The sequence below is a fragment of the Blastococcus sp. TF02A-26 genome, from assembly GCF_003319125.1.
GTDB lineage: Bacteria > Actinomycetota > Actinomycetes > Mycobacteriales > Geodermatophilaceae > Trujillonella.
Map to the genome: position 1 here is coordinate 126,538 of NZ_QOHG01000001.1, position 20,116 is coordinate 146,653.

General features: G+C 73.5%; 18 protein-coding genes. 6 read left to right on the forward strand and 12 right to left on the reverse strand.

What is annotated here, in order from left to right; genetic code table 11:
• Window positions 1-4: 4 nt before the first annotated feature.
• Window positions 5-2,383: a bifunctional salicylyl-CoA 5-hydroxylase/oxidoreductase gene (locus DQ240_RS00675; RefSeq protein WP_113837715.1), complete on the forward strand. Its 2,379-nt coding sequence runs from the start codon at window positions 5-7 to the stop codon at window positions 2,381-2,383.
• Complete coding sequence (locus DQ240_RS00680) at window positions 2,380-2,802, forward strand: thioesterase family protein (RefSeq protein WP_199588956.1); 423 nt, start codon at window positions 2,380-2,382, stop codon at window positions 2,800-2,802. Before DQ240_RS00675 ends, DQ240_RS00680 begins: the two co-directional genes overlap by 4 nt.
• On the opposite strand, the gene DQ240_RS00685 is transcribed toward DQ240_RS00680, so the two are convergent.
• The 3 genes from DQ240_RS00685 to DQ240_RS00695 are packed head-to-tail and all read right to left on the reverse strand — an operon-like array spanning window position 2,799 to window position 5,539.
• A complete protein-coding gene (locus DQ240_RS00685) occupies window positions 2,799-3,650 on the reverse strand; it encodes a PaaX family transcriptional regulator C-terminal domain-containing protein (protein WP_113837716.1) in 852 nt (283 codons plus the stop codon). The two genes, DQ240_RS00680 and DQ240_RS00685, sit on opposite strands and share 4 nt — an antisense overlap.
• A 9-nt stretch (window positions 3,651-3,659) precedes the next feature.
• Entirely contained in the window at window positions 3,660-4,796 is a 1,137-nt protein-coding gene (locus DQ240_RS00690) for a phosphotransferase family protein (protein WP_199588957.1), read from the reverse strand.
• Complete coding sequence (locus DQ240_RS00695; protein ID WP_113837717.1) at window positions 4,793-5,539, reverse strand: SDR family oxidoreductase; 747 nt, start codon at window positions 5,537-5,539, stop codon at window positions 4,793-4,795. The genes DQ240_RS00690 and DQ240_RS00695 overlap by 4 nt, the downstream gene beginning before the upstream one ends.
• A gap of 125 nt (window positions 5,540-5,664) precedes the next feature.
• On the opposite strand from DQ240_RS00695, the gene DQ240_RS00700 reads away from it, so the two are divergent.
• On the forward strand, window positions 5,665-6,636 hold the full coding sequence (locus tag DQ240_RS00700; protein WP_113837718.1) for an NADPH:quinone oxidoreductase family protein: 972 nt from the start codon (window positions 5,665-5,667) through the stop codon (window positions 6,634-6,636).
• A gap of 62 nt (window positions 6,637-6,698) precedes the next feature.
• On the opposite strand, the gene DQ240_RS00705 is transcribed toward DQ240_RS00700, so the two are convergent.
• Complete coding sequence (locus tag DQ240_RS00705; RefSeq protein ID WP_113837719.1) at window positions 6,699-7,289, reverse strand: hypothetical protein; 591 nt, start codon at window positions 7,287-7,289, stop codon at window positions 6,699-6,701.
• A gap of 176 nt (window positions 7,290-7,465) precedes the next feature.
• On the opposite strand from DQ240_RS00705, the gene DQ240_RS00710 reads away from it, so the two are divergent.
• Window positions 7,466-8,764, forward strand: coding sequence for a HupE/UreJ family protein (locus tag DQ240_RS00710; protein WP_113837720.1), 1,299 nt, complete (start codon window positions 7,466-7,468; stop codon window positions 8,762-8,764).
• 4 nt (window positions 8,765-8,768) lie between these two features.
• Window positions 8,769-9,680, forward strand: a complete 912-nt coding sequence (locus DQ240_RS00715) for a hypothetical protein (RefSeq protein WP_113837721.1) — start codon at window positions 8,769-8,771, stop codon at window positions 9,678-9,680.
• A gap of 22 nt (window positions 9,681-9,702) precedes the next feature.
• On the opposite strand, the gene DQ240_RS00720 is transcribed toward DQ240_RS00715, so the two are convergent.
• A complete protein-coding gene (locus tag DQ240_RS00720) occupies window positions 9,703-10,350 on the reverse strand; it encodes a trimeric intracellular cation channel family protein (RefSeq protein ID WP_113837722.1) in 648 nt (215 codons plus the stop codon).
• A 115-nt stretch (window positions 10,351-10,465) separates the two neighbouring features.
• Between DQ240_RS00720 and DQ240_RS00730 the strand changes: the two genes are divergently transcribed.
• Window positions 10,466-11,992, forward strand: a complete 1,527-nt coding sequence (locus tag DQ240_RS00730) for an alpha/beta hydrolase domain-containing protein (protein ID WP_158548468.1) — start codon at window positions 10,466-10,468, stop codon at window positions 11,990-11,992.
• On the opposite strand, the gene DQ240_RS00735 is transcribed toward DQ240_RS00730, so the two are convergent.
• The 7 genes from DQ240_RS00735 to DQ240_RS00760 all read right to left on the reverse strand — a co-directional run bounded on the left by DQ240_RS00735 (window position 11,989) and on the right by DQ240_RS00760 (window position 20,003).
• Window positions 11,989-13,281: a hypothetical protein gene (locus tag DQ240_RS00735; RefSeq protein ID WP_113837725.1), complete on the reverse strand. Its 1,293-nt coding sequence runs from the start codon at window positions 13,279-13,281 to the stop codon at window positions 11,989-11,991. The two genes, DQ240_RS00730 and DQ240_RS00735, sit on opposite strands and share 4 nt — an antisense overlap.
• Window positions 13,278-14,189 carry an SDR family NAD(P)-dependent oxidoreductase gene (locus DQ240_RS00740; protein WP_113837726.1) on the reverse strand — a complete coding sequence of 304 codons (912 nt, stop codon included), beginning with the start codon at window positions 14,187-14,189 and terminating at the stop codon, window positions 13,278-13,280. The genes DQ240_RS00735 and DQ240_RS00740 overlap by 4 nt, the downstream gene beginning before the upstream one ends.
• A gap of 168 nt (window positions 14,190-14,357) precedes the next feature.
• On the reverse strand, window positions 14,358-15,866 hold the full coding sequence (locus tag DQ240_RS00745; RefSeq protein ID WP_113837965.1) for a methyl-accepting chemotaxis protein: 1,509 nt from the start codon (window positions 15,864-15,866) through the stop codon (window positions 14,358-14,360).
• 198 nt (window positions 15,867-16,064) lie between these two features.
• Complete coding sequence (locus tag DQ240_RS00750; RefSeq protein ID WP_113837727.1) at window positions 16,065-16,931, reverse strand: acyl-CoA thioesterase II; 867 nt, start codon at window positions 16,929-16,931, stop codon at window positions 16,065-16,067.
• Between the two features lie 164 nt (window positions 16,932-17,095).
• A complete protein-coding gene (locus DQ240_RS00755; RefSeq protein ID WP_113837728.1) occupies window positions 17,096-18,637 on the reverse strand; it encodes a hypothetical protein in 1,542 nt (513 codons plus the stop codon).
• A gap of 96 nt (window positions 18,638-18,733) precedes the next feature.
• On the reverse strand, window positions 18,734-18,871 hold the full coding sequence (locus tag DQ240_RS23180; protein WP_158548470.1) for a hypothetical protein: 138 nt from the start codon (window positions 18,869-18,871) through the stop codon (window positions 18,734-18,736).
• 163 nt (window positions 18,872-19,034) lie between these two features.
• Entirely contained in the window at window positions 19,035-20,003 is a 969-nt protein-coding gene (locus DQ240_RS00760) for a sensor histidine kinase (RefSeq protein ID WP_233498380.1), read from the reverse strand.
• Window positions 20,004-20,116 lie beyond the last annotated feature (113 nt).

Genomic DNA, 20,116 nt, shown 5'->3' on the forward strand with positions numbered 1-20,116 from the left:
AACCGTGAGGATCGCGATCGCCGGAGGCGGGCCGGGCGGCCTGTACCTCGCCGCCCTGATGAAGCAGCTGGACCCGCGGCACGAGGTCACCGTCTGGGAGCGCAACGCCCCCGACGACACCTTCGGCTTCGGCGTCGTCTTCTCCGACGAGACGCTCGGGGCCATCGAGGGCGCCGACATGGTGATCCACGAGCAGATGGCCCGCCGCTTCGCCCGGTGGACCGACATCGACATCGACGTCGACGGCACGGCCTTCACCGTCGGCGGGCAGGGCTTCGCCGCCATGGGCCGCAAGGACCTGCTGCACCTCATGCAGCAGCGGGTGGCCGACCTCGGCGTCACCGTCCACTACCGCACCGAGGCCCCCGACGTGGAGGAGCTGCGCGCCACGCACGACCTCGTCGTGGCCGCCGACGGCCTGAACTCCCGGATCCGCACCCGGTACGCCGACGTCTTCCGCCCGACGCTGGACCGCCGGCACAACAAGTACATCTGGCTGGGCACCGACCTGGTGTTCGAGGCCTTCCAGTTCGTCGTCAAGCAGACGGAGTGGGGGACCATGCAGATCCACGGCTACCCCTACTCCGACGGCGCCTCGACGTTCATCGTCGAGATGCACGCCGACGTGTGGCGCCGCGCCGGCTTCGACGCCACCGAGCACGAGACCTTCCCGCCGGGCGTCTCCGACGAGTACGCCGTCGCCCGGATCGCCGAGATCTTCGCCGACGAGCTGGCCGGCCACCGGGTGCTGACCAACAACTCCAAGTGGCTGGACTTCGTGACCGTCCGCAACGAGTGCTGGCACTCCGGCAACGTCGTCCTGCTCGGCGACGCCGCGCACACCGCGCACTTCTCCATCGGCTCGGGCACCAAGCTGGCGATGGAGGACGCGCTGGCGCTGGCCGCGTGCCTGCACGAGCACCCGACGGTGGACGCCGCCCTGGAGGCCTACCAGCTGGAGCGCAAGCCGGTCGTCGAGTCGACCCAGCGCGCGGCGCAGGCCTCGCTCGAGTGGTTCGAGAACATCGGCATGTACAGCGGGCAGGACCCGGCGCAGTTCTGCTTCAACCTGCTGACCCGGTCACGGCGGATCACCTTCGCCAACCTCGAGGAGCGCGACGCCGACTTCGCCGCCCGCATCGAGGCCGACTACGCCGCGGCCACCGGCTCGCCCGAGGTCGCACCGGCGATGTTCCAGCCGGTGGACATCGGCCCGCTCCGGCTGCGCAACCGGGTCATCCTGTCGCCGATGGACATGTACAGCGCGGTGGACGGCGTCCCGAACGACTTCCACCTCGTGCACCTGGGCTCCAAGGCTCTGGGCGGCGCGGGTCTGGTGATGACCGAGATGGTCTGCGTCTCGCCGGAGGGCCGGATCACCCCCGGCTGCACGGGCCTGTGGACCGACGAACAGCGCGACGCCTACCGCCGGATCACCGACTTCGTGCACGAGCGCAGCGCGTCGAAGATCGGGCTCCAGCTCGGGCACTCGGGCCGGAAGGGCTCGACCCGGCTGATGTGGGAGGGCATCGACGAGCCGCTGCCGGAGGACAACTGGGAGGTCATCGGCCCCTCGGAGCTGGCCTACGGCGAGGGCTGCCACATGCCGCGCGGCGCCACCCGCGAGGACCTCGACAAGGTGGTGGCCGACTTCGTCGCGGCCGCCGAGCGCGGGGTCGCCGCCGGCTTCGACCTCATCGAGGTGCACGCGGCGCACGGGTACCTGCTGTCGTCGTTCCTCTCCCCGGTCTCCAACCGGCGGACCGACGAGTACGGCGGCCCGCTGGAGAACCGGCTGCGGTTCCCGCTCGAGGTCTTCGACGCCGTCCGCGCCGTCGTCCCGGACTCGATCCCGGTCACCGTCCGCATCTCGGCCAGCGACTGGCTGCCCGACGGCAACACCGAGCACGACGCGGTGGAGATCGCCCGGGCCTTCGTGGAGCACGGCGCGGCCGCCATCGACGTCTCCTCCGGGCAGATCGCCAAGGACGAGAAGCCGCTCTTCGGGCGGTCCTACCAGACGCCGTTCGCCGACCGGATCCGCCAGCTGGTGGCCGCGCCGGCCGGGGTGAAGGTCATCGCCGTCGGCGCCATATCCAGCCACGACGACGTCAACTCGATCCTGCTGGCCGGCCGCGCCGACCTCTGCGCGCTGGGCCGCACGCACCTCTACGACCCGCAGTGGACGCTGCACGCGGCCGCCGAGCAGGACTACGACGGCGAGGGGGCGCCGTGGCCCGACCCCTTCCGGGCCGGCCGGCGCAAGCCCCCCACCTCGCGCACGGACAAGGTCCCGCCGCGGCTGGCGCTGCTCCGGGACGAGGATCCCGGGCCGGTGCACCTGCGCTGGACGCCGGACCGGGCCCGGACCCCGGTCGCGTGAGCACCCCGGAGGGCACCGCCCCGACCTCGGTCACGTACCGGACCCGGATCGGCTGGTCGGACACCGACGCCAGCGGGCACTACCACAACAGCACGGTCATCCGGCTCGTCGAGGCGGCCGAGGCGCTGCTGGTGCGGGAGCGGGGGATCACGGACTGGTTCGGCGTCACCCCGCGGGTGCGCACCGAGATCGACTTCGCCGGCCGGCTCTGGTTCGACCAGCCGGTGTCCTGCGAGCTCGTCCTCGAGCGACTCGGGACGAGCTCGGCGACGTTCACCTTCACGGTGACGGGGGAGGCCGTCGGTGACCGCCCGGGTGGCCGGGCGGCGTCCGGCCGGGTCGTGGTCGTGTACTCGCCGGACACCGCGGGCCGGTCCGCGCCGTGGCCGGACGCGTGGCGAGCGGCGCTGACGGACTAGGCCGTGGCGGAGCGGTCGTCCCCGTGGACGACCGCCATGGCGTGCTCGTGCGCCAGCGGGCCGAGCACCTGGTCGAGCTCGTCGAACAGCGCCCCCGCGGCCTCCCCGGCCCACTCCGCGGGGAGCACCGACAGCGGCAGCCCCGGGTCGCGGTAGGGCAGCCGGCGCCAGTGGGTCAGCATCGGCACGTAGGTCGCGAACGCCTCCCGCGGATCGGTGCCCGACGAGGCGCGGTCGAGGACGGGCCGGTAGCGGTCGAGGAACTCGGCGTAGAGCCCGGTCAGCTCGTCGAGCGGCCACCACGCGCGCACCTTGTCCCGGGGGTCGCCGAAGGCGAGGTACTCGCCGCGGAACATGTCGACGTACCCGGTCAGGTGCCGGCGCTCCAGGGTGTGGCGTGCCTCGGCCTCCAGGTTGCCCGGCGCCACCCACACCCCGGGCGCGGCCGTGCCGAGGCCCAGCCGGGTGAGGCTGGTCCGCAGCGCGTGCCGCTTGTCCCGCTCGGACTCGGGCACCGAGAACACCACCAGGAGCCAGCCGTCCTCGGCCCGCGCGCGGCGACGCTCGAAGATCCGGACGTCACCCTCGGCCAGGACCTCCAGCGTCTCCGGGGCGAGGGTGTATCCGGCCGCGCCCCGGGAGCGCTCGCTCAGGACGACGCCGCGGCGCTTCAGCCGGGAGATCGACGACCGGACCGCCTGGGGCTCGGCGCCGATGTCGGCCATGAGCGAGATCAGCGACGCGACGGACAGCCAGTTGCCCTCGGGCCGCGCGTAGAGGGCCATCAGGGTGGTGATCAGCGGGGCGAGACGGGCGTCGCGGCCGGTCGAGCCAGGAGGCGCCGTCATGGCCGGAGGTTATCCAACGGTCCCGGTCCGGCCGACCGGCGCGGCGGCCCGCTCCGGCGACATCCGGCGGGTGCGGGCGATGATCCGGCGGCAGCGCAGCTCGAGCGCCACGACGGCGACGCCGAACAGCCGGAACTGCCTGTTGGTCGTCTGCCCCGCCATGTACCGCGCGTAGACCTGCTGGGCGATCACGGCGACCCGGAAGAGCCCGAACACCTCGTACCAGGCCCACTCCGCGGAGGTGACCCGCCGGCCGGTCCGCTCGCCGTAGTGGGCGACGACCTCCTCGCGGGTCATCATCCCGGGCAGGTGGGTGGGCTGGCGGCGGAACGCCTGCATGAGCCGGCCGTCGTCGGCCTGCACCCAGTAGCCCAGCGAGCTGGCGAGGTCCATCAGCGGGTCGCCGACGGTGGCCAGCTCCCAGTCGAGCAGCCCGATCGGGCGGGTGGGGTCGGCCGGGTCCAGGACGACGTTGTCGAACCGGAAGTCGTTGTGCACCAGCGTGTGCGGCCGGTCGGCGGGCTGGTTCTCGGCCAGCCAGCGCATCACGCCCTCGAAGCGGCCGACGTTCCAGGTGCGGGCCCGCCGGTAGCGCTCGGACCAGCCCTCGACCTGCCGGCGCACGTAGCCCGGCCCCCGGTCGAGCCCGGCCAGGCCGGCGGCGTCCACGTCGACCGCGTGCAGGTCGGCCAGCAGGTCGACGACGTTGCGGCACAGCGCGGCGACCTGCTCGCGGTCGAGCTCCACGCCGCGCGGCAGCTCCTTGCGCGGGATCGGCCCCTCGATCCGGCGCATCACGTAGAACGGCGTGCCGATCACCGCGGTGTCCTCGCAGAGCGCCACGGTCCGCGGGACGGAGGGGAGGACCCGGCCCAGCGCCTCCTGGACGCGGTGCTCGCGCGCCACGTCGTGCGCGCTGCCGCGGTGGGTCCCCTTCGGTGGGCGGCGCAGGATCAGGTCGCCGTCCGGGTAGCGCAGCAGGTAGGTCAGGTTGGAGACGCCACCGGAGAACTGCCGGACCTCGGGGACCGCGGTGAGGTCGATCCCGGCGCGCTCGGCGTCGGCGTGCGCGGCCAGCCACGCGGCCATCGCGGGGACGTCGAAGGCGTCCTCGGTGCGGACGGGGCGCGAGCCGTCGGAGCTCACGTCAGCTTCCGGACGACCGACAGCGGGAGCACCCGCATGAGCCGCGCGATCGGTGCCCACGGCCAGGCGGGGACGTAGGCCTTCACCCGGCGGGCCTCGATCGCCGCGACCACGGCCCGCACCCCGGTGGGGGTGTCGACCATGAAGCGGGTCTTCTGCTGCACGTGCTCGTTCATCTCCGAGCGGATGTACCCGGGGTACACGACGGAGACGTCGAGGCCGGGGATGCGCTCGGAGCGCAGCCCCTCGGCCAGCGCGGCGACACCGGCCTTGGTCGCGGCGTAGGTGGTCATCGACTTCCGCATCCCGCGCAGGGCGGAGATCGAGGAGATCACCACGAGGTGGCCGCGGCCCTGGCGGCGGAAGACCTCGACCGCGGCCTCGCACTGGGCCAGGGCGCCGACGAAGTTGGTCATCGCGGTCTCGCGGTTGGCGTCGGCGCGGCCGGTGCCCAGCGGGGCGCCCTTGCCCAGGCCGGCGTTGACCACGACCCGGTCGAGGGTGCCGAAGGAGTCGGCGAACCGGGTGAACACCGCGGGGACGGCGTCGGCGTCGGTCACGTCCAGGGCGGCGGTCTCGACCCGCCGTCCGGAGGTGCGGCGGATCTCCTCGGCCAGCGCGTCGAGCCGCTCGGTGCGCCGCGCGCAGAGCGCCAGGTCGTACCCGAGGGCGGCGAACTGGCGGGCCATCTCGGCACCGAGGCCCGAGCTGGCGCCGGTGATCAGGACGACGCCGCTGGTCATGGATGCTCCGTTCCGTCCGGACCCGTCCCGGTTCGGGGTCCGGCGCGAGGGTAGGCGCGGACGACGCGGCTCCGGCTCTCGGGTAGACACAGGGCACCACCGGCGATCGAGCTCGAGGAGTCCACGTGCGCGCAGTCCAGATCCAGACCCTCGACGGACCCGGCGCGCTGCGCGTCGTCGAGGTCGACGAGCCCGCCGTCGGCGGGGACCAGGTCGTGATCGACGTGCACTCGGCCGGCGTCACCTTCCCGGAGGTGCTGCAGAGCCGCGGGCAGTACCAGATCAAGCCGCCGCTGCCGTTCGTGCCGGGGTCCGAGGTCGCCGGGGTGGTCCGGTACGCGCCGGAGGGCGCCGCCGTGCGCGAGGGGGACCGGGTGGCCGCCTTCCCCGGCTCCGCCGGCTACGCCGAGGTCGTCGCGACCGACCCGCGCATGGTGTTCCCGCTGCCGGACCGGCTGAGCTTCGCCCAGGGTGCCGCGCTCCCGATGAACTACCTGACGGTGCACTTCGGGCTCGTGCAGCGGGGCGAGCTCCGGGAGGGGCAGACGGTCCTGGTGCACGGCGCCGCCGGTGGCATCGGGACGGCGGCGGTGCAGCTGGCCGCGGCGCTGGGCGCCCGTGTCATCGCCGTGGTGTCGTCGGAGGCCAAGGGCGAGACGGCCCGCGCCGCCGGCGCCTCCGACGTCGTCCTCGCCGACAACTTCCTCGACCGGGTCAAGGAGCTCACCGGCGGCCGCGGCGTCGACCTCGTCGTCGACCCGGTGGGTGGCGACCGGTTCACCGACTCGCTGCGCAGCCTCGCCGTGGAGGGGAAGCTCCTGGTCATCGGCTTCACCGGCGGGGAGATCCCCACGGTCCGGGTCAACCGGCTGCTGCTGAACAACATCTCCGTCGTCGGCGTCGGCTGGGGCGCGTACTGGATGCGCCGGGGCGTGGAGTACCTGCAGGAGCAGTGGGCCGACCTGCTGCCGCTGCTCGAGGCCGGGAAGCTGGACCCGGTGCTCGGCGCGCAGTTCCCGCTGGAGGAGGCGACCGCGGCGCTCGAGGAGCTCGACGAGCGCCGAGCCCAGGGCAAGGTCCTGCTCACCGTCCGCTGACAGCGGAGTCGCTCGAGTGCGCTTTCCGCACTCGAGCGACTCCGCATCCCCGGCGGCGCCGGTCAGGCGTCGAGGCCGGCGAAGGTGGGCGTGGCCTCCTCGCCGTCCCAGGTGACGCGGAAGGTGAAGGCCTCCTCCAGGGCGGCGCGGTACTGCTCGGCCTCGTCCTCGGTGATGGTGCCGGCGGCGAGCAGGGTGTCGATCGCCGGACTCCAGGACTCGACGAGCGCGTCCACCAGCGTCTGCGGGTCGACGCCCAGGTCCTCGGCGACGGCGGCCAGGTTCTGCCCGGCGTCCATCCGGACGTGCAGCTCGTCGTGGCTGATGGTCAGCACCTCGTCGAGGACGTCCTGCACCGGCTGGTGGCCGCGGTGCAGGTCGAGCCCGGCGTCGCCGTAGGCCTCCTGGATGAGCTCGACGAGCTGCTCCTCGGTGGTGACCGAGGAGACGTCGACGGCGCCGGGGCCACCGCCCATGCCGCCCGCCGGGCCGCCCTGCGGCGCGGTGTCCTCGACGGTGGCGGTCCCGGTGTCGGTCGTGCCGCTGCTCGTGCTGGTCGTGGTCGAGGCGGCCTCGGCGGTCGTGCCGCACGCGGCGGCGATCGGGACGACGGCGGTCAGGAGGACGGCGGCGAGGGTCGTGCGGAGCTTCACGGCTGGCTCATCTCGATCGGGGTGAGTCGGTCGGGAGCCACGTTCCGGGTCCGTTCCGCGCCGGAGCTGGACGCCCGCTGTGGAGACGCTGTGACACCTCGCGATCGCGCATCGTGAGGGGCAGCTCCCAGCCGGCATCCAGCGACCTCCCAGGTCCGGTCCCCAGGCTCCGGTCCATGCGACTCCTCCGACGCCGCACCCTCGCCGCCGGCGCCGCTCTGGCAGGTGGGCTGGTCCTGCTCACCCCGTCCGCCGCCGGCGCGCACAGCCTGGACAGCAGCACGCTGTCGGTCCGCGTCGGCGAGGACTCCGTCGACACCACGATCAGCATCGCGGTCGACACGCTCGAGGCCGCGCTCGGCACCGAGCTGGGGACCACGGCCGACACCGCCGACGCGGTGGCCGCCTACGTCGGAGAGCACCTGACGGTCACCGGGACCGACGGGTCGGTGTGGGCCGAGACCCACACCGAGGTCACCCGCGCGACCGTCGAGGGCATCGACTCCCTGAGCGTTGATGTGTCGCTGGACCCGGCAGGCGCCGACCCGTCGAGCTTCACGCTCTCCTACGACGGCGTGATCGAGGCCGACCCGTCGCACGAGGCGGTCGTCGTCCTCACCGACGCGGCCGGCGACATCTCCACCGCCGGTGTCCTCACCGCCGCGGACGACAGCCTGCGGATCGGCGATAGTGCGGGCACCGGGGTGCTGGACATGGTGGGGCTGGGCCTGCACCACGTGCTCGAGGGCGCGGACCACCTGCTGTTCCTGCTCACCCTGCTCCTGGTCGCGCCGGTCGCGGTGGTGGCCGGGCGGTGGCGCCGCCGCGACGGCGTCGTCCCGACGCTGCGGCGGGTACTGGCCGTCGTCACCGCCTTCACCGCCGGCCACTCGCTGACCCTGATCGCCTCCGCGCTGGGCTTGGTCAGCGCGCCGAGCGCGCCGGTGGAGGTGCTGATCGCCGTCTCCGTGGGCGTCGCGGCGGTGCACGCCGTGCGCCCGCTGGCCGGTTCCGGCGAGGTGCTCATCGCCGGCGCCTTCGGCCTGGTCCACGGCCTCGCTTTCGCCGGCATCCTGGCCGACCTCGGGCTGGACGGCTCGGCCTCCGTGCTCTCGCTGCTGGCGTTCAACGTCGGCGTCGAACTCGCCCAGCTGGTCACCGTGGCCCTGGTCTTCCCCTCGCTGTACCTGCTGTCCCGCACGCGGGCCTACCCGGCGGTGCGGCTGACCGGCGCGGCGGTGGCGCTCGTCGCCGCCACCGGCTGGGCGCTGGACCGCCTCGGCGTCCTCGCCGACCCGCTGGCCGGTGCCGAGGAGGCCGTGATCGGCTCCCCGTGGTGGGTGGTGGCGGGGCTGGCGGCCCTGGCGGTGTGCTGCCTCCTCGTGGACCGGCGGCGGGCTGCCGCGGTCACGACGTCCCCGGATCGGCCGCCGGTACGGTCCACCTCGTCCACCGAGGGGCTCCTGGAGGTCTGACCACGTGCTGTTCGACACCGAGTTGACGATCACCGGGCCGTGGCGCTCGCCGGCCCAGATGCTGGTCGAGCAGGAGGTGCGCGCGGGGGAGCGGAGCGTGCACGACCCGGCCACCGCCGGGGCGCTGGGGCTGGCCGGCGCCCCCATCGAGGGGCCGACGCACCTCAGCCAGATCGACCCGCTGGCCGCCGCGGTGTGGGGCGAGCGGTGGTTCACCTCCGGCTGCGTCAGCGCGCACTTCCGGACGATGGTCGTCGAGGGCCAGCAGGTGCAGGCAACGCTCACCACCGACGGGCGCACCGGCACCGTCTCCGCCACCCGCGACGACGGCGCCCCGGTGCTCACCGGGACGGCGACGGTCGGCCCGGCCGGCGAGGACACCGAGGTGCGCCGCCGCCTGGCGCGGGCCGGCGACACCGGCCGGCTGTACGTCCTCGACCGGCTGGAGGTCGGCGCCGTCCACGCCGAGCCGGAGCCCGTCCGCATCCGGCGCAGCGGAGGCCACGGCCCGCTGTACCCCTTCTCCCTCGACGAGAAGCTCGCCCGGATCACCGAGCCGCACCCCTGGTACACCGACGAGGGTGCGGCGGGCTCGCCGTGGGGCCGCGCGATCGTGCCGATCGAGATGCTGAGCGTGCTGGCGCACCAGCGCCCGTCGCCCTGGCCGGTGCGCTCTCCCTCGACCGGCCTGTTCCTCGACCTGGAGGTGCAGCTGGTCGCCGGGCCGGTGTTCGCCGAGCACGACTACCTGCTGGAGCACCGGCTGGAGGCGCTGGGGGAGAGCCGGCGCACGGAGTCCTACTGGACCTCGACCCGCATCGTCGACGCCGCGACCGGGGAGCTCGTCGCCACGACGCTGCTGCACGCCGGGGTGTTCAAGGACTCCTACCCCGGCCACCCCGACGCGGCGGCCTGAAGGCGCGGCCCGAGGTGGTGGCTCAGCCGTCGTCCGGCGTCCAGCCCGGTGCCGGGCGCGGCCGCGGGGCGTGCAGGTCGTAGCGGACGCCGGCCATCCGGATGAGGAAGCAGAGCACCGCCGCCCCGATCGCCGTCCCCACGCTCTCGACGTCCAGCTCGACCACGACCGCGGTCACGGTGGCGGCGACCAGGGCGGGGATGGCGTAGAGCCCGCTGCTGAGCACCGAGGGCACCTGCCGGACCAGGACGTCGCGCAGCGTGCCGCCGCCCACGCCGGTGACCGTGCCGAGGATGGCGGCCTGCGCCGGGCCCAGGCCCAGGTCGAGCGCCTTGCCCGCGCCGGTGACGGCGAACAGGCCCAGTCCCGCGGCGTCGAGCACGGTGATCGGCCGCGTGAGCCGCTCGAGGTGCCGGCCGGCGACGGCGGCGATGCAGCCTCCCGCGGCGGCGACGGCGAGGTAGCGCCAGTCCCGGAACGTCGCGGGCGGGAGGTCACCGAGGAGGACGTCGCGGATCACGCCGCCGCCGAGCGCGGTGATCATGCCGAGGGTCACCACGCCGACGACGTCGAGCCGGGCGACCCGCAGCGCGGTCAGCGCGCCGTTGAGCGCGAAGGCGAAGACGCCCACGAGGTCGAGGACGAGGAGCACGGGCGCTCCGGTCGTCATGCGGCGGTTCTACCAGCTGCGCCCGGCGGGCCCGGCTCCGCGTCCGACTCCCCGCTGTGGCTCAATCGTTCCGAGCCCGCCCGGTCTCCTCCCGACGACGAGAGGAACGCCCTCGATGTCCCCGCTGTCCCGCCGCACCGCCGCCGGCACCGTCGGCCTCGCGCTGCTCGCCACCGCGGCCTGCACCTCGGACCCCGACGAGGAGCCGGCCGCCGCGAGCAGCACCAGCCCGAGCGCGGCACCGGAGCTCGACTCGGCGATCACCGGTGTCGAGGCGACGGTCGCGCCGGTCACCGTCGGCGGGGAGCAGTGGCGCCGGATCTCGGGCACGCTGACCGGCGTCGTCGACCCGGACGAGGAGGTCGCCGGCCTCGACGCGCAGCCGGCGGACGCCGACGGCCGCTACGCCTACACCGCCACCTTCGAGGTGGTCACCCCCGAGACGCCCGCCGACGACGGCGTCGTCCTCGTGGAGGCCGAGAACCGCGGGCTCGCGCTGTTCCTCCGCGCCCTGCAGCCGGCGCAGGCCGGCCCGGCCGACCTGGGGGACGGCGCCCTGGCCACCGGCGGGCTCTCCTACGCGCGGGTGCAGTGGCAGACCGGCATCGCCGCCGGCGTGCCGGAGGACGCCCAGGGCGTGGGCGAGGTGATCGTCCGCGACTTCGGCCGCCTCCTGGAGGGCTCGGCCGACCGCCCGGACGGCGCCGCGGACGTCCCCGAGTTCGGCGGGTCGATCCTCGCCGGTGTCAGCCAGGCCGGATGGTTCGTCGACACCTTCGTCGCCGAGGGCTTCAACGCCGGCCCTGAGGGCGGGGTGTACGACGCGGCGATCGCGCTCGACGGCACCGGCAACTGGCTGGCGATCAACCAGCTCGCCGACGGCGCGGCGCAGACGCCCTACGCGCTCCCGGACGGCGAGCCGCTGACCTACGAGGAGATGCTCACCCGGCCCGACACCGACCCGCTGTTCGTCGACGTCGCCGCCTACACCGACTACTACCGGCTGCGGGCCAGCGTCACCGCCGGGGACGCGCTCCCCGAGGGCGTCGTCCGCTACGACTGGCCGGCGCCGCACGCGTCGACCGTCGCCGGGCCGGGCCTGGTGTTCGGCGCCGCGGACGCCGGCGGCTTCGGCTGCAACGGCGGCGTGCAGGTGCCGCTGAACCCGGTGGACTACGGCCCGTTCCTGCGCACGCTCGTCGTCGGTGTGGGCGAGGTCGTGGCCGGGGACGGCGAGCTGCCCGAGCCGGCCCAGTTCGAGCTGCAGGACGCGCCGGCCAGCTCGCCGGAGTCGTTCAACGGCCTGCCCGGTGTCGACCTGCAGGTGCCCGCGGTCGACGAGGACACCCTGCAGCCGGTCGGCGGCGTGCGGTTCCCGGACGCCGAGGCGCCGCTGGGCCGCCCGACGCCGGTCTCGCTGCCGCCCGTGGAGGTCGCCGGCATCACGAGCATCTGCGGCAACTTCGGCGGCTGGCAGCCGTTCACCGCCGCGGAGCTCGCGGAGCGCTACGGCGACGTGGAGGGCTACCTGGCCGAGTACTCGGCCGCGCTCGACGCCGCCGTCGAGGACGGCCACCTGCTGGAGTCCGAGCGCGAGGGCATGCTCGCCGTGGCCCGCACGGCGTTCACCGCGGCCGGCTAGAGCGAGCGCACGAGGTCGCCCAGCCGCAGGGACTCCCACAGGCTCAGCGTCTTGACGGCCATGTGCAGCTGGATGCGGGCGTTCTCGTGCCGGCTGAGGCGCGGGTCGCGGGAGCTCTCCACCTCGTCGAGGTCGGCGACCTCCCGCGGCACCGCGACCGGGGCGCCCAGCGAGTGGGGCAGCCCGGAGGCGGCGATGAGCAGGACGTGCAACCGCAACGTGTCGAGGTCGACCGCCGGTCCGCCGGCGGCCGCGTACTCCTCGACGAACACCGTCAGCAGCCGGTCGAGGTGTTCCTCCCAGAGGGGCACCTCGGCGCAGCTGAGCGCGCCGCTGACCGACTGGGCGACGCTGAGCTGCCCGGCGTTCGCCCAGTCCAGGAAGCCGGCCTCGAGCCGGCCGTCGGCCCCCCGCCGGAACCAGCAGTTGTCGATGTTGGCGTTCCAGTGCGCGAACGCGATCAGATCGGGGTCGCCGTGCAGGATCTCGCCGATCCGGTCGGTCGCGGCCAGGACCACGGGGACGTCGGCCAGGAACCGCTCCCGGAACGCGGCGTCCCGGGCGTGCGCCGGGAACAGCTGCGGGTACCGGTCGGCGAAGGCGAACAGCCGGGTCGCCCACTGCACGACCTTCTCCTCCGGCACCCGGCGGCCGAACCCGGCCGCGGCCCGCGTCCGGTCGTAGGGGAAGACCCGGTCGAACTCGGGGGACAGCCGGCCGGCGCGGTGGGCGCCGGAGAGCCGGGCCAGGCCCCGGAGGATGGCCTCGTAGTGGCCGGCCTGGTCCGGGATCTCGTGGTCGAGGCACTTGGGGTGGTGCGGCTCGACCCCGTCGCGGCCATAGGGGACGCACGCGGTGACCAGGAGCCCGGTCGAGGTCTGCGGGTCCACGTCGGCGAACACCATCGTCGGCACGGGGACGGGGAAGTCCGGCGCCCGGGAGAGGACCGCGAACGCCACCTCGGAGACCATCTGGAACCGGCCGCTGTCGCGCAGCTCGTCGTCGTGGTTGCGGGAGAACTTGACGAACAGCTCCTCCGGCAGCCCGGCCGGGGGCCGGTCGTACTCCACCGTCAGCAGCAGCTTCTTCCCGGTCCCGCCGCCCTCGAACTCCCGCGCGGCGACGACGCGGCGGACGCTGCCCTCCGGGCCGAGGGAACCGGCGGCGCGGAACGCGCGGGTGAGGAAGCCCGGGCCGTCGGCGAGCAGCGTCGCGGCGTCGCTGGGGACCTCGAGGCCGAAGTGCGCGCCCGGCGCCCAGTGCCCGGCCGCACCGCCCTCCGACGTCACGCCTCGCCGCGGGCCATGCCCAGGAACTTCGTGAACTGGGCCGGGCCGTTCTCCAGGACGTCGACGTAGCCGCCGGCGCGGATCTCGTCCCAGTGCGCCCGGACGTCCTCCGGCTGCGCGTCCCGGCCGAGGAAGACGCCGCGGGTCTCGGGGAGCTCGGTGGTGGAGAAGGCGCCGCCGCCGGCGTTGAGGATCACGCCGTTGGGCGCGTCCTCGCCGACGAGGTACAGGACGCCAGCGGTGACCGACTCCGGCGGCAGGCTCTCGGCGTCCTGCTGGTCGCCGATGATCGTCCCCTCGGTCATGCGCGAGCGGGCGACCGGCACGATCGTGTTGGTGTGGACGCCCTTCGAGGCGCCCTCGATCGCCAGCACCTTCATCAGCCCGAGCACCGCGGCCTTGGCGGTCGCGTAGCCGGCCTGGCCGAAGTTGCCGTACGTGCCGTTCTGCGAGGACGTGAAGAGGACCCGGCCGTAGCCCTGGTCGCGCATCAGCGGCCAGACGGCGTGCGTGCACCGCAGCGTCCCGGTGAGGTGGACGTCGAGCACCGCGAGCACGTCGTCGAGGTCCACCTTGTGGAACGACCGGTCCCGCAGGATCCCCGCGTTGTTGATCAGGATGTCCACGCGGCCGAACGCCTCGAGCGTCGCGTCGACCATCGCCTGCACCCCGGCGGGGTCGGTGACGCTGGCGCGGTCGGCGATCGCCTCGCCGCCGGCGGCCCGGATCTCGGCCACGACGCTGCCCGCCGCGTCCTCGGTGCTCGCGCCGCCGTCCACCGAGGAGCCCGGGTCGTTCACGACGACCTTCGCACCGCGCGCCGCCAGGGCCAGGGCGTAGCTGCGCCCCAGGCCGCGTCCGGCGCCGGTGATGACGGCCACCCGGCCCTCGAAGTCGTCGGTCGTCACGTCACTCCCTCGCTGAGATGTCCGGCGGGAGCCTAGGTCACCGGCAGGGCCATGCCGGGCCGGGAGACGGGGCCGAGCACGCCTCGGGGCGCCACGGACGCAGGCGGAGCAGGCCGGGGACCGACCTGTTCACCAGCCGCCGCCGCCCGCAGCGCAGGACCCGCCCGGTCAGGTGGACATCTCCTGGAAGGCCGTCGCCATCCCGGCCTGCTCGTCGAGCACCTCGACGATGCGGGCCTGGACCGCGTCCAGCTGTCCGATGATGTCGCTGGTCGCGCTGATGCCCTGGGTGACGCTGCCGCTGGTCGACTGGATGGCCGCGATCTGGTCCGCGACGCGCTTCGTGGCGCTGGCCGTCTCGCGGGCGAGGTCCTTCACCTCGCTGGCGACGACGGCGAACCCCTTGCCCAGCTCGCCGGCCCGGGCGGCCTCGATGGTGGCGTTGAGGGCGAGCAGGTTCGTCTGCTCGGCGATGCCGGAGATGATGCGGATGACCTCGCCGATCGCGTTGGACGCCTGGGCGAGGGCGTCCACCTCGGTGCGCATGCTCGAGGCCTGGCCCACGGCGAGCTCCGCGACGCGGCCGGCCTCACCGGCGGCGGTCCGCAGACGGGAGACGGTGTCGAGCAGCTCGCGGGCGCTCTCGGCAGAACCCTCGGTGCGGCGCAGGACGTCCAGGCGCTGGGAGACCAGCTGCTGCACGTTGCGCAGCGCGGCGGCGCGCGACTCCGACAGCTGGATCGTCTCGGTGACGAAGAAGTCCATGGTCCCGACCACGCGACCACCGACGATGAGCGGGAAGCAGACCCCGGAGCGCACGCCCGCGCGCTGGGCCGCCGGTGCGCGGACGCAGTCGGTCATCTCCCCGATGTCGCGGACGAAGAACAGGTCCCGCGACCGCCACGCCCGCCCCGACAGCCCGACGCCCTCCGCGAAGGACGCCGCGAGGGTCACCCGGCGGAACTCCTCGCCGGCCGAGCCCGACTCCTGGCTGAACCGGAGCAGCTGGGACTCCTCGTCGAGGGCCCAGTACGAGCCGTAGGCCCAGCCGAAGGCGGTCCGCACGGTGTCCAGGGCGACGCGCAGGGCTGCGTCCGCGTTCGCGGCCGTGCCGATCTCGGTGACGACGGTGGTGACCGCGGCGCGGTCGCTCAGGGTCTCGTGCAGCGCCGCCTTGTCGAGGGCGGCGGCGCGGGCGTGTGAGAGCAGCCGCCCGAGCGCCTCCCACTTCTCGCGGCGGTTCCCGCCGTAGGGCACCGGCCCGTCGTTGTAGTACTCCGACAGGGCGACGATCCGGTTGCCCTCGACGGAGGGGATGAGGACACCCTCCTTCGCCCCGGCCGCCCAGGCGGCCTGCCAGCGCAGGCAGCGCCGGGTGTCGCTCTCGGCGTCCACGAGGACCACGTGCCGTGTCCGGAGCGCGTCGCCGGCGAAGCCCTCGCCCGCCCGCAGCCGGTCGACACGGGCCGCCGGCGAGGCGCTCATGCGCGGAGCCAGGGGACCGAACTCGCCCGCCAGCGCGAACGAGCCGTCGTCGGTGGGGAGCCAGATGGCGCCGTAGCCCAGGCCGAGCTCCTCGACCATCGTGGCGACCTTCGTCCGGTGCGCCGTCACGGCGTCACGGACGCCGTCCAGGGCTGCGATCACCTTCTCCACGGCCTCGACGTCGCGGGGCATCTGCACCACGGGCTTCGTTGTAGTGGCAGGCCGACGGCGCACGCGTCACCTCTCGGAGGAGTCGGGGGGCGTCGCCCGTCGCCTGGTCGGCAAGCGGATCGTGCACCACACGGTCATCTCCACCATCGGCGTCCCGCGGGCGATGTTGACCCCAGCAGGGGACCGTGTCCGGGCAGGTCCCGGCCGGTGTGGTCGAGCTCAGCTGCGCACCGGTCGGCGCCGGATCATGCCCTCCTGGACGACGGTGGCGACCAGCCGGCCGGCCCGGTCGAACAGGCGCCCCTGGCCGAGCCCCCGGCCGCCCGCGGCCCACGGGCTCTCCTGGTCGTAGAAGAACCACCGGTCGGCCCGGACGGGCCCGTGGAACCACACGGCGTGGTCGAGGCTCGCGGCCGAGACGCCGGGGGCGCCGATCATCGTCGCGTGTGGCGCCAGGGTGGTCGAGAGCATCAGGATGTCCGAGGCGTAGGCCAGCGCGCAGGCGTGCACGAGGTCGTCGTCCGGGAGGGGGTCGCGGGCGCGCAGCCACAGGCGCTGCCGCGGCGGGGCGCTCTCGCCGCGCCCGGCGGCCAGCCGCGGCAGCTCGCTGGCGAACCTGATCTCGAAGGGGTGCCGGCGGGAGACGGTCTCGAACCAGTTGCGGACCGCGCCGTCGGCCGCGGCCCCCGCCTCCGCCGTTCCCGGGGAGTCCTCGGGGGAGGGCGCGTCGAGCTCGGCCACCTGGTGTTCCATGCCGTCCTCGGGGACGGAGAACGAGGCGGTCAGCCGCAGCACCACGCCGTGCCCCTGCTCGGTGGTCACGCTGCGCGTCGTGTAGCTGCCGCCGTCGCGGATCGGCTCGACCCGGAACGTGGTCGGCGCGGTCGCCTCGGCCCCGCGCAGGAAGTACGCGTGCAGCGAGTGGACCACCCGGTCGGGGTCGACCGTCCGGGCCGCCGCCATCAGGGACTGGGCGATCGCCGCGCCGCCGAACGCCCGGTCCGCGCCCGTCCGGCCGTGCCCTGCCGCTCGGAACGTCGTCTCGCCGGTGCGCTCGAGCCGGAGCAGCTCCTCGATCCCCGTCACCCCGGGATCATCCGTCAGCGGCGGGCTGCTCCGCTCGGCCGGGCTGCACCTGCATCGGCTCGTCCGACGTCCTCGGGCGCCCCGGCCTGTCGGCGTCCCCGCGTCGTTGAGTCTGCGGCCTCTCGATGCCGCTCGAGGGTACGCGTCGCACGCGCAGCCTCCCGTCAATCCAGCACAACCACCGCTCTGGCCTTCACTCCGGCGAGTCCCAGCAGGGTTACGGCCATCACGTAGACCCCGTGGACAAGTGATTCACCGAGGATGCCCACTGGAAGTACGAGCAAGGTGACAGGCCGTCCGGCGACCCGGGCGCTGGTCGTGAAGGAGGTATTCCGCCGCGCCCATAAGGCGAACGAGCGCGACGTCGGATCTCCATGCGAGATGACGAGGTGACCTTTCGCCGACATCGGGCTGTCTTGGATGGAACGCCCGTAGCCCAAGGAGAGATGCGTGACCTCGTGCAGCAACGCCCTCCAGTCGCCGTCCATGGCTGCAGATGTGAGCGTTGGCCCTTTCGCGCAACTTCCGGTCACGGAGGAGACGAAAGCCGTCCCGAGGCTCAGCGGCTGATCCTCCTTGGCGAACCAGGCGGTGGTGGCGGTGGCGTAGCCACGGTCTCGACGGGGAAGCAGGACATTGACGCCGAATTGGACGGCGCCGTCCGCTGTCACGCGGGTGTCACGTGGCTCGAAGGGGCCGAGTAGCGCGCCGCACAGGAGATGAGACAGCAACTCAGCGTCACCAGTCCGCCCCAACAAGTATCCGGCCGAAGCGAAGCCGCTCCACTTCTGGTCAGCCTGGCCGGGGTCCAGGCAGTACGTGCGGACCTTCTCCACGACGCGATCGAAGCTAGGAAATTGAAGGGCAGTGGGTGGCAACCGAGTCCAACCCGCCCGGGACTGATCGTCGCGCGGACTGATCCTGCGGGTCTTCGTGGTGCCCAGGGCGGCCAAAGCGGTCTGAACCGGTGACAACTGGCGATCGTGAGAAGGCGACAGGTCGCGGCGGCGGGCAGCGGGTAGGTCGGCCGGCAGGGGGACACCGGAGAATCGCTTTTCGGCGATGATGTCGCCGAACTCGTAGAACTGTCCCCGCGTCGGGTCGTGAGCAGTCGGTGAGCTGGCCGGGATCACGAAGATCCGCCCGTTCTCGTCCTCGCCGAATCCTTCTGGCCCGTCCTCTACGGATGTGAGGAGGACGCCTGACGACAGGACCGCCGTCAAAGGCAGTCGATCCCAGAGGTACAGACGTGGCAACTCCGCATAGTGGACCCAACTGGCGGCGGCCACAACAAGGCCACCAGTCAAGAGGTCGTCAGCGAGTTCTGTGTATGCAACGTCGGGCAAGGCCGAGACGGAGATGCAGTCCAGCGTCTGGGTTGGGTCGCCCAAGTCCAGTGAGAACTCGTCCTCGCGGTGGATCTCCAGTGAGTCAAGCAAGTCCCTGCGTCGGCGTACTTCCTCGTCCGCCGCAACGCCGAGCGTCTGACTCACCAGCCGTCGTCCCTCCGTCTCCGCGTATGCGGAGTAGGTCGCGGCGACAACGCGGTCCGTGGTCGTCGTGATGGTCCCACCCCTGACTCGGGCGTGAATCTCGATCCTTCGCTGCGCTTGCAGGAAGGTGAGGAGCCGTTCGCGGGCGTCGACGTACGTGTTCCGGATGAAGAACGTGCGAGGACCACGCGGTCCGTCGAGCGTGGGGTTCACGAACTACTTCTCCGATGAAAGTGCGTCATGAGACACGTGCCGATCTGGGTTGCGGGGACTACGTTCGTCCCAGTCGAGCACGCCGGTCACCCGGTCTTAGTCGAAGGTGCCGATCCCGGCTGCGGACATCGCCGGCTCGGCGCGCAGGACGGTGGCGATCTCCTGCACTTCCTGCCGCCGCGGGTCCACCGGCGCTGCCCCGTCCCCGCGGTGCGTCGGGCCCGGGTCATCCATCAGCGCGTCCTCGTCGTCCCCCGGCCCGCCGTCGCCGACGTCCGCCTGGTCGCGGACGGCGCGCTACGGATCGGTCGCGCTCCACAGGTCGAGCGCGGCGCCTCAGCGTAAGGCCGCCTGACGACCGTGCCGGCGGAACCGACGGGACGGGCCCCGGCCGTGGTCAGCGCAGGTGGGCGATCAGCCGCACCGACGTCCGTCCGCCGTCGTGGGAGACGTCGACGTGGTCGCAGAGCTGGCGGGCGAGCCAGAGCCCCATGCCGCCGCGCGACAGGTCGTCGCCGTGTGCGGGTCCGTAGCCGGCGAACGGGTCGTCGATGCCCGAGCCGTGGTCGGTGATGCGACAGACCAGCTTCCCGCTCGACACCCACAGCAGCAGGTCGACCGGAGGGCTCCCGTGCCGGACGGCGTTGGAGGTCATCTCGTCCACCGCGAGGGTGAAGTCCTCGACGACGTCGCGTGGGCCCGGCGTCGTCGCGAGCTCGCCGGCGACGGCGTGCCGCAGGCCGATGAAGTCGGTGACCCCTCGCACGGCGAGCTGAGGCGGGGCCTGCTCCAGTGCCTCGTGCGGCGCGCTGAGCCCGCGCAGGTACGAGGCGGGGTCCACGAACTCCTCGTTCGCGACCCGGCGGCCCGCCGTGACGAGCGTCGGATGCGTCCGCCGGGCGGCCTCGAGCACCGGCTCCGGCAGGCGCTGCGTGTCGAAGACGCACAGGCCCCAGAGCGGCCACGGCGCGAGGGCGTGGTTGATCACCGCCTCGTAGCGCTGCCATTCGACGCGGTCCTGCTCGGTGCTGCCGAAGTCGACCTCACCCACCACCCGGACCCGGGTCACGCCCTCGCCGACGTACCGGTCGGCGAGCTGGCGGAACGCGGCGATGGCCACCGGCGTGCGGGACCGGTAGGCGTCGGCCCGGTCGACGACGTGCAGGCGCGGGTCGTCGCCCACGGCGTCCCGGATGACGCCGGTGGCCCAGGAGCCGGCGGCGACGACGGCTGCCTCGTCTGCACCGAGCCCCTCGGCGAGGAACGCCCCCGCCGACTCGGCCAGCTGACCGGCGTCGTCGTAGAGGAGCGCGTCGTGCACGAAGGAGGTGGACGAGGCGTTCTGTCCGTGCACCGCCGACGACACGCCGCGACTCCCTTCGGGTGCTCGATCGGTCCCGTCGCCACTCGGGGGCGCGCAGCCAGCACACGAGTGGGGAACTGACATGAACGGTACCCGCCCGTCCGCCGTGCGGCGGA